The sequence below is a fragment of the Nonomuraea sp. NPDC001684 genome (genome assembly GCF_053596515.1).
The window spans coordinates 1-8,180 of sequence record NZ_JBSFGJ010000421.1 but is presented as its reverse complement, the minus strand read 5'-3'; the positions used below and the strand labels follow the sequence as shown (position 1 = coordinate 8,180).

Here is an 8,180-nt window from a genome sequence, read left to right as displayed (position 1 = left end):
GCCGCGGCGGTCGCGGCGGCGGGCGCGTTCTCCGGGAAGTGGCAGGCCACGCGGTGGCCGTCGGCCAGCTGCTCCAGGGGCGGCTCGACCGTCTTGCAGATCTCCTGCGCCTTCCAGCAGCGGGTGTGGAAGCGGCAGGCGGGCGGCGGGTTGAGCGGGCTGGGCACGTCGCCGGTGAGCCTGATGCGCTCGCGTTCCTTGCGCGCCTTGGGGTCGGGCACGGGCACGGCCGACAGCAGGGCGTTGGTGTAGGGGTGCATCGGCGAGCTGTAGAGGCTCTTGCGGTCGGCGATCTCGACGATCTTGCCCAGGTACATGACCGCGACCCGGTCGCTGATGTGGCGCACCACCGACAGGTCGTGGGCGATCACGACGTAGGTCAGGTCGAGCTCGTTCTGCAGGTCCTCCAGCAGGTTGACGACCTGGGCCTGGATGGACACGTCGAGCGCGGAGACCGGCTCGTCGGCGATGATGAGCTTGGGCTTGAGCGCGAGCGTGCGGGCGATGCCGATGCGCTGCCGCTGACCGCCGGAGAACTCGTGCGGGTAGCGGTTGTAGTGCTCGGGGTTGAGCCCGACCAGGGCGAGGATGTCCTGGACCGCCTTCTTGACGCCGTTCTCGGTCTGCACGCCCTGGATGCGGAAGGGCGCGCCGACGATGGTGCCGACGGTGTGGCGGGGGTTCAGCGACGAGAACGGGTCCTGGAAGATCATCTGCATGTCGCGGCGGAGCGGCCTGAGCCTGCCCTGCCCCATGTGCGTGATGTCCTGGCCCTCGAAGACGACCTTGCCGCCGGTCGGCTCAAGGAGCCTGGTGACCAGGCGGCCGGTGGTGGACTTGCCGCAGCCGGACTCCCCCACCAGGCCGAGCGTCTCGCCCTTGTAGACGTCGAAGCTGACCCCGTCGACCGCCTTGACGGCGCCGACCTGCCGCTTGAGCAGGCCCTTCGTCACCGGGAAGTGCTTCTCCAGCCCCTGGACGGAAAGAAGCGGCTCGTTCGCGGTCACCGTCTCGCTCACTGGCTCTCCAGCACTGGCTTGATCTCGTTCTCCCACAGCTCCCGCCGCTCCGTCCTGCTCATGTGGCAGCGCACCAGGTGGCCGCCCTCGGTCTCGATCAGGCCGGGCACCTCGCTGCTGGACTTGCCCCCGGTGCGCTCGGCGTAGGGGCAGCGGGGGTGGAAGGCGCAGCCCGAAGGCACGTTGATCAGGGACGGCGGCGAGCCCTTGATCGGCAGCAGCCGTTCGGTGGGCTCCCGGTCGAGGCGGGGCATCGATCCCAGTAGACCCCATGTGTAGGGGTGCTCGGGACGGTAGAAGATGTCGTCGGCGGTGCCGTACTCGATGCACTTGCCGCCGTACATGACCAGGATGTCGTCGGACAGCTCGGCCACCACGCCCAGGTCGTGGGTGATGATGATCAGCGCGGAGTTGAACTCGCGCTGCAGGTCGACCATGAGGTCGAGGATCTGGGCCTGCACGGTCACGTCGAGCGCGGTGGTCGGCTCGTCGGCGATGAGCAGTTCGGGGTCGCACGACAGCGCCATGGCGATCATCGCGCGCTGGCGCATGCCGCCGGAGAACTCGTGCGGGTAGGAGTCGACGCGGCGCTGCGGCTCGGGGATGCCCACGCGGCCCAGCATGTCCACGGCGTGCTTCTTGGCGACGGCCTTGGTGACCTTGTGGTGGATCCGGTACGCCTCGACGATCTGGTCGCCGACCGTGTAGAAGGGGTGCATCGCCGACAGCGGATCCTGGAAGATCATCGCCATCTTCTTGCCGCGCAGCCCGCGCACGTGCTCCTGCGAGGCGCCCACGAGCTCCTCGCCGTCGAGCCAGATCTCGCCCGAGACGTTGGCGCCCTTGCCCTTGTGCAGGCCGAGGATGCCGAGGCTGGTCACCGACTTGCCCGAGCCGGACTCGCCGACGATGCCGAGGGTCTTGCCGCGTTCGAGGCTGAAGGTCAGCCCGTCGACGGAGCGGACGAGGCCGTCGTCGGTCGGGAAGTGGATCTTCAGGTCCTTGACGTCGAGGAAGGGACTCACGCCAGCCTCACTCTCGGGTCAACGACCGCGTAGAGCAGGTCGACGATCAGGTTGGCCAGGATGATGAAGGCCGCCGCGACGATCGTGACGCCCATCACCTGGGGAAGGTCGTTGTTGCTGATGGCGTCGACGGCGTACTTGCCGATGCCGGGCAGCGAGAAGGTGCTCTCGGTCAGGACGGCGCCGCCGAGCAGCAGCCCCAGGTCGAGGCCGAACATGGTGACCACGGGGGTGAGCGTGGCCCGCAGCCCGTGTTTGAGCACCACCTTCCGCTCGGGCAGGCCCTTGGCCCTGGCCGTGCGGATGTAGTCCTCCGACATGGTCTCCAGCATGCCCGCGCGGGTGAGGCGGGCGTAGCCGGCGGCGTACAGGAAGGCGAGCGTCACCCAGGGCAGCATGAGGTTGTTGGCCCAGGTGAGCGGGTCTTCGCTGATCGGCACCCAGTCGGCCACGTCGCCGACCAGGCCGAGCTGGTCGCGGAAGATGGCCAGGGAGACGATGCCGGTGAAGAAGATCGGCAGCGAGACGCCGGCCAGGGCGATGCCCATGGACAGGCGGTCGAAGAAGCTGCCGCGGCGCAGCGCCGACAGCACGCCGGTGGCCACGCCGAAGATGACCCACACCACGGCCGCGCCGAGCGCCAGCGACAAGGTGATCGGCAGGCGGTTGAGCAGGTCGGGCAGGACCGGGTTCTGGCTGACGTAGCTGTAGCCGAAGCAGGGCGCCGGGCAGTGCTCGATGCCGGGGCCGTAGTTGCGGTCGACGCCGACGAAGATGCCCTGCACGAAACGCCCGTACTGGACCAGGATCGGGTCGTAGAAGCCGAGGCGCACAGCCGTGTCGTGGATCACCTCGGCGTTGGCCGCCTTGCCCACGTACCGGGAGGCCAGGTCGTCAGCGGACATCCCAGCGAGCCGAGGCACGAGGAAGAAGATGGCGAACGTCGCGATGCTCACCACGAAGAGCAGCATGACGGCCGCTATCAACCGTCTGAGAATGTATGTGAACACTGATCTCGGCCATGGCGGCCGGGCCTTGTGAGCCCGGCCGCCGAAGCCTTCACCTGCTTTCGGTACGGGACGTTCCGGCAGTTGGCGCCGTTGTTACTGGGTGCTCAGCGTGAGGAACTCGTACATGCCCCAGTTCTGGGAGACGAAGACGTTCTTCAGCTGCGGCGGACGGTAGAACAGGCCGTGCGCCCAGACGTAGGGAAGGATGTAGGCCGACTCCATGACCTGCTTGTCGACAGCGGCCCAGATGCTGTTGCGCTTGGTCGCGTCGGTCTCGCCCGCGGCCTGGTCGATCAGCTCGTCGATCTTGGGGTCCTTCACGCCGAGGTTGGTGTTACCGGCGGGACGGATGACCCGGCTGTCGACGATCTGCTGGAAGAAGCCGAAGCCCTCGGGGTAGTCGGCGCCCCAGCCGTAGACCATGAGGCCCAGGTTGTTCTTCTTGGCGAAGTCGGGCTTGCCGGCGTACAGCTTGAAGTAGTCACCCTGCGGGAAGCCCTTGAGCTCCAGCTTGATGCCCACGCGGCCGAGCGACTGCTGCAGCGACTCGGCGGTCTGCTTCTCGGCCGAGCGCTCGTTGCGGAAGGAGATGGTGGTGCTGAAGCCGTTGGGCTGGCCGCAGGCCGCCAGTTCTTCCTTGGCCTTGGTGAGGTCACCGGTCGGGTTGGCCTCGACGCCGTAGGGGTCGATCTTCTCGTAACCGGTCATCTTGGCCGGCATGAGGCTGAGGGCCACGTCGCCACCGGCGTCCGGGCCGCCGTAGGCGCCCTGGATGGCCGAGCGGTCGGTCGCGTACAGCACGGCCTTGCGGCAGTGGATGTTGTCGAACGGCGGCACGTCACCGTTGATGTTGGTGAACCAGGTGCGGTCGATCGGGGCCGAGTCGGCGTACTGCTTGACCTTCTCGTCGGTCAGGACCGTCTTGCGGGCGTTGGCCGCCACGCCGGTGCTGTTGACCTTGACGTCGATCTTGCCGGACAGCAGGCGCTGGTCGAGGTCGTCCTCGTTCTGGCCCAGCAGCACCTCGATCGAGTCGTTGAGCTGCTTGCGGTTGGGGTCGGTCGCCGCGTCCCAGTTCGGGTTCTTGACGAGCTCGATGCGCTTGGTGAGCTCGTGCGCCTTGAACATGTACGGGCCGGTCGCGACCGGGTGCTCCTTGTACTTCGAGCCGGTGTCCTTGGCCTCGGGCACGGGGGCCGTCTGCGGGAGCATGGCGAAGTAGTCGAAACCGCCGTACGCCTTCTTCAGGTGGAAGACGATGGTCTGGTCGTCGGGGGTCTCGATCGCCTTGAAGTCGTCGAGCTTGCCCTTCATCTTGTACGGGCCGGTGTAGCTGCCGACGTCGAGCCAGTCGTTGAAGTACGTCGGGCCGCTGGGCAGGATGTCCTTGTCCAGCGAGCGCGCCACGCCGTACTTGACGTCCTTCGAGGTGACCGGGGTGCCGTCCTCGAACTTGACGCCCTTGCGCAGCTTGTACGTCCACGTCTTGCCGCCGTCGCTCGGCGTGCCCAGGCCCTCGGCCAGGTCGCCGACGAGCTGCAGGCCCTCCTCGCCGGGGACCGGCTTGAACATGGTGAGCGCGCGCGTGTAGAGGCGGGCGAAGTTCCAGGCGTAGCCGTAGTACATGTCGCCCGGGTCCACCGAGTCGAAGTCGCCGGGCATGCCCATGTGCAGGGTGCCGCCGACCTTCTCCGACGGGTTGATGACCGCCGTCACGCCCGCGTTGTACTTGCTGGACGGCTTGTCGTCGCTGCCCGAGCCGCTGGTGTTCTTGCTGCCACCGCCGCCGCCACACGCGGAGACGACCACGGCGAGAGCGGCGGTCACCGCGATCGCCGACGCCTTAGATCTCATCTTCATCGACCTGACACACCCCTTGAATCTAGGAGTTGAGAGAACTTGCGGATAACTACTCACGAGGCCTTATCGGGCCTTGGGATCGAAGGCGTCCCTGAGGCCGTCACCGAGCAGGTTGAACGCCAGCACGGTGATGAAGATCGCGAGGCCGGGGAAGATCATGAAGTTGGGCGCCACGTCGTAGTTGTGGACCGCCTCAGCCAGCATGCCTCCCCACGTGGGGGTCGGCGGCCGCACGCCCACGCCGAGGAAGGAGAGTGCGGCCTCGAACAGGATGTTCGACGGGATCAGCAGCGTCGAGTACACGAGGATCGGCGCGAGCAGGTTGGGCAGGATCTCCTTGAACAGGATCGTGTGGCTGCGCGCGCCCAGGCTTCTGGAGGCGTCGACGAACTCCCGCTCGCGCAGGGAGAGCGTCTGGCCCCGGATGATGCGCCCGATGTAGGGCCAGTTGAAGAAGCCGATGATGAACACCAGCAGGCTGATCCTGAGGGTGTCGCCCGACATGCCGAACGCCTTGTCGGGGATGACGCCGGCCAGCGCCAGCGCGAACACCAGCAGCGGGAAGGCGAGGAAGATGTCCATGAGGCGGGAGATGATGGTGTCGACCCAGCCGCCGAAGAAGCCGGCGATCATCCCCAGCACGGTGCCGATCACCACGCACAGCAGCGTCGCGAAGAACGCGATCAGCAGCGAGATGCGGGCGCCGTACAGGATCCGGCTGAACAGGTCGCGGCCCGTGGTGGGCTCGACACCGAACAGGAAGTCCCAGCTCATGCCGCCGAAGGCGCCGATCGGAGCCTGGATCGCCGGGTCGATCTTCTCCCGGTGCCATTCGGCCGGGTCGTGACCGAACCACGACACCAGCAGCGGCGCGAAGATCGCCACGAGGATCAGCAGGACGATGACGATGCCGCCGATCATCGCGATGCGGTCGCGCTTGAGGCGCATCCAGGCGATCTGCCCGAGGGAACGCCCCCGGATGACTGAAGACTCCGCCCCCTCAAGAACGGTCTCCGGCCCGGCCTCGACGGCCGAGTCAGGAACATCGAGCGGTGCGGTCATGCCAGTGGCCCCCTGGATTCCAGACGACGTCGTCCGTGTCGGCGCGACCCGGTCAGGGTAGTGCGCCCGTGCAAGGCGAGTCCGCAGAGTCGCGGCCCCAGGAGGCAGAATCTATGGCCTGAGCTGGTATGACCAGTCCCTCAGCGCTCGATGTGGCTCAACTGTGATTGACGCGAAACTTATTCGTATCGATCTTGATGTGAATGTCTACGGCCCGTCCCGGTTGGGTCTCGGAACTGTGACAGTGCCGATCCACGACCGTTTCCGTCCGAAATCAGCTGATGCCGCGGCGCTTCAGAAGCGCTTCGATATCGGAGAAGTCATCGTCGTTCTTGGGGGTCTTCGCGGCCACCGACGGCTGGGGCTTGTTCGCTACGGGCTGAACCGGCGGCTTCCCTCCCGGCTCGGGAGCGGCCTTCTTCTTGCGCCCCACGGACAGCCTGCGGCCGCGCATCACCCCGGAGACCACGAACAGCACGGCGGCCAGGCCCGCCACGGCCACACCGGCCCACACCATCGGGTTGAGCACCAGCCCGGTGACGAACCCCACCGCGGTCGCCCCGATCGTCCACAGCGCGCTGAGCGCGCCGGTCAGGTAGGCCGCCACCGGCAGCAGGGACCAGGCCGCCAGCCTCATCCCCGCGGCCGCACCCCGGCGCCTGAAGGCCAGGAAGCTCAGCACCAGCCCTACCGCCGTCACCCCGGCGCACAGCGGCAACCAGGCGATCTGATTGAACATTAAGGCCGCCCCTCGTCTCGACTACGCCTTCCATCCTGGCACGCGAAACGCCGGGGGCCTCTCCTCCGCGAGGACCAGACGCCCCCTAGGGGATCAGCGCGCGCAGATCGGCGACGCCGACGCCGGCCAGCGAGGAGACCACCAGACGGCCGGGGGCCGGCTCGACGGGCAGCAGGTTGGGGACGGCCACGACGGCGCAGCCGGCCGCCGTGGCGGCCGCCACGCCGTTGGGTGAGTCCTCCAGCACCACGCAGCGCACCGGCTCGACGCCGAGCAGCCCGGCTGCCTTGAGGTAGGGCTCGGGGTCGGGCTTGGTCCGCTCGACGTCGGCGGCGGTGACGACGACGTCGAAGCGGTCTTCGCCGAAGCCCTTCAGCACGGCGTCGGCGATCTCCTTCATCGACGAGGTGACCAGGCCGACCGGCACCCCCTCGTCGCGCAGCGCCTCCAGCAGCTCCGCGGCCCCCGGCATGACGGCGACGCCCTCGGCCAGGCGCTCGACCATGCCGGAGACCATCCACTCCTGCACCGTCGGCGCCGGGACGTCGGCCCCGGAGACCGCGAGCATGTAGTCGAGCGTGCGCTCCATGGACCCGCCGACCAGGTGGGCCTGGTGCTGGGGCGTCCACTCGGCGCCGAGCCTGGCCATCACCCTGGTCTCGATCTCCAGCCAGACCTTCTCGCTGTCGACGAGCAGGCCGTCCATGTCGAAGAAGACCGCTTCCACGTGCTTTCCCCCGATGACGAACTAGACGTTGAAGTACTTGGCCTCGGGGTGGTGCGCGACCAGCGCCGAGGTGGCCTGCTCGGGGTGGAGCTGGAACTCCTCCGACAGGCTGACGCCGATGCGCCCCGGGTCGAGCAGCTCGAACAGCTGCTGCTGGTCCTCCAGGTTGGGGCAGGCCGGGTAGCCGAAGGAGTAGCGGCAGCCCTGGATGTTGACCTTGAGCATGTCGTCGAGGGTCTCCTGACCGCCGATGCCCCACTCCGCGCGCACCCGGGCGTGCCAGTACTCGGCCAGCGCCTCGGTGAGCTGCACCGACAGGCCGTGCAGCTCCAGGTAGTCGCGGTAGGCGTCCTTGGCGAACAGCTCGGCGGTGGCCTGGGAGATCTTGGCCCCCATGGTGGCCACCTGGAAGCCGACGACGTCGACCTCCCCGGAGTCCTTGCTCCGGAAGAAGTCGGCCAGGCACAGGTGCCGGTCGCGGCGCTGACGCGGGAAGGTGAAGCGGGTGCGCTCGTTGCCGTCGTCGCCCAGGATGATCAGCGAGTCGCCGTCGCTGACGCACGGGAAGTAGCCGTAGACGACGGCCGCCTCCAGCAGGCCCTCGGTCTGCATGCGCTCCAGCCACATGCGCAGCCTGGGCCGGCCCTCGGTCTCGACCAGCTCCTCGTAGCCGGGCCCGTCGCCGCCCCTGGTGGGCTTGAGGCCCCACTGGCCCAGGAACAGGGCGCGCTCGTCGAG

The 8,180-nt window shown here is 67.8% G+C and carries 8 protein-coding genes; all 8 read right to left on the bottom strand.

Going from position 1 to position 8,180, the window contains the following annotated elements; genetic code table 11:
• The coding region (locus ACWCSD_RS42165) for an ABC transporter ATP-binding protein (protein WP_449923442.1) at positions 1–1,019 on the bottom strand (1,019 nt) is incomplete at its 3' end.
• Positions 1,016–2,044: an ABC transporter ATP-binding protein gene (locus ACWCSD_RS42160; RefSeq protein ID WP_358298997.1), complete on the bottom strand. Its 1,029-nt coding sequence runs from the start codon at positions 2,042–2,044 to the stop codon at positions 1,016–1,018. The genes ACWCSD_RS42160 and ACWCSD_RS42165, both read right to left, overlap by 4 nt.
• Positions 2,041–3,054: an ABC transporter permease gene (locus ACWCSD_RS42155; protein WP_352364030.1), complete on the bottom strand. Its 1,014-nt coding sequence runs from the start codon at positions 3,052–3,054 to the stop codon at positions 2,041–2,043. The genes ACWCSD_RS42160 and ACWCSD_RS42155 overlap by 4 nt, the downstream gene beginning before the upstream one ends.
• A gap of 93 nt (positions 3,055–3,147) precedes the next feature.
• Positions 3,148–4,914, bottom strand: coding sequence for an ABC transporter substrate-binding protein (locus ACWCSD_RS42150; RefSeq protein WP_397158738.1), 1,767 nt, complete (start codon positions 4,912–4,914; stop codon positions 3,148–3,150).
• A gap of 63 nt (positions 4,915–4,977) precedes the next feature.
• On the bottom strand, positions 4,978–5,976 hold the full coding sequence (locus ACWCSD_RS42145; protein WP_352364026.1) for an ABC transporter permease: 999 nt from the start codon (positions 5,974–5,976) through the stop codon (positions 4,978–4,980).
• Positions 5,977–6,250: 274 nt separating this feature from the next.
• Complete coding sequence (locus tag ACWCSD_RS42140; RefSeq protein ID WP_397158741.1) at positions 6,251–6,715, bottom strand: cellulose synthase; 465 nt, start codon at positions 6,713–6,715, stop codon at positions 6,251–6,253.
• Positions 6,716–6,800: 85 nt separating this feature from the next.
• The gene (locus tag ACWCSD_RS42135; protein ID WP_364338290.1) at positions 6,801–7,442 is read right to left on the bottom strand and encodes an HAD family hydrolase; all 642 of its coding nucleotides are present in this window, start codon (positions 7,440–7,442) and stop codon (positions 6,801–6,803) included.
• 21 nt (positions 7,443–7,463) lie between these two features.
• The coding region (locus ACWCSD_RS42130; protein ID WP_449923435.1) for a vitamin B12 dependent-methionine synthase activation domain-containing protein at positions 7,464–8,180 on the bottom strand (717 nt) is incomplete at its 5' end.

Coding starts and splice junctions, on each gene's coding strand:
- ACWCSD_RS42145 (WP_352364026.1), bottom strand. CDS start 5,976: ATGACCGCACCGCTCGATGTTCCTGACTCGGCCGTCGAGGCCGGGCCG.
- ACWCSD_RS42150 (WP_397158738.1), bottom strand. CDS start 4,914: ATGAAGATGAGATCTAAGGCGTCGGCGATCGCGGTGACCGCCGCTCTC.
- ACWCSD_RS42140 (WP_397158741.1), bottom strand. CDS start 6,715: ATGTTCAATCAGATCGCCTGGTTGCCGCTGTGCGCCGGGGTGACGGCG.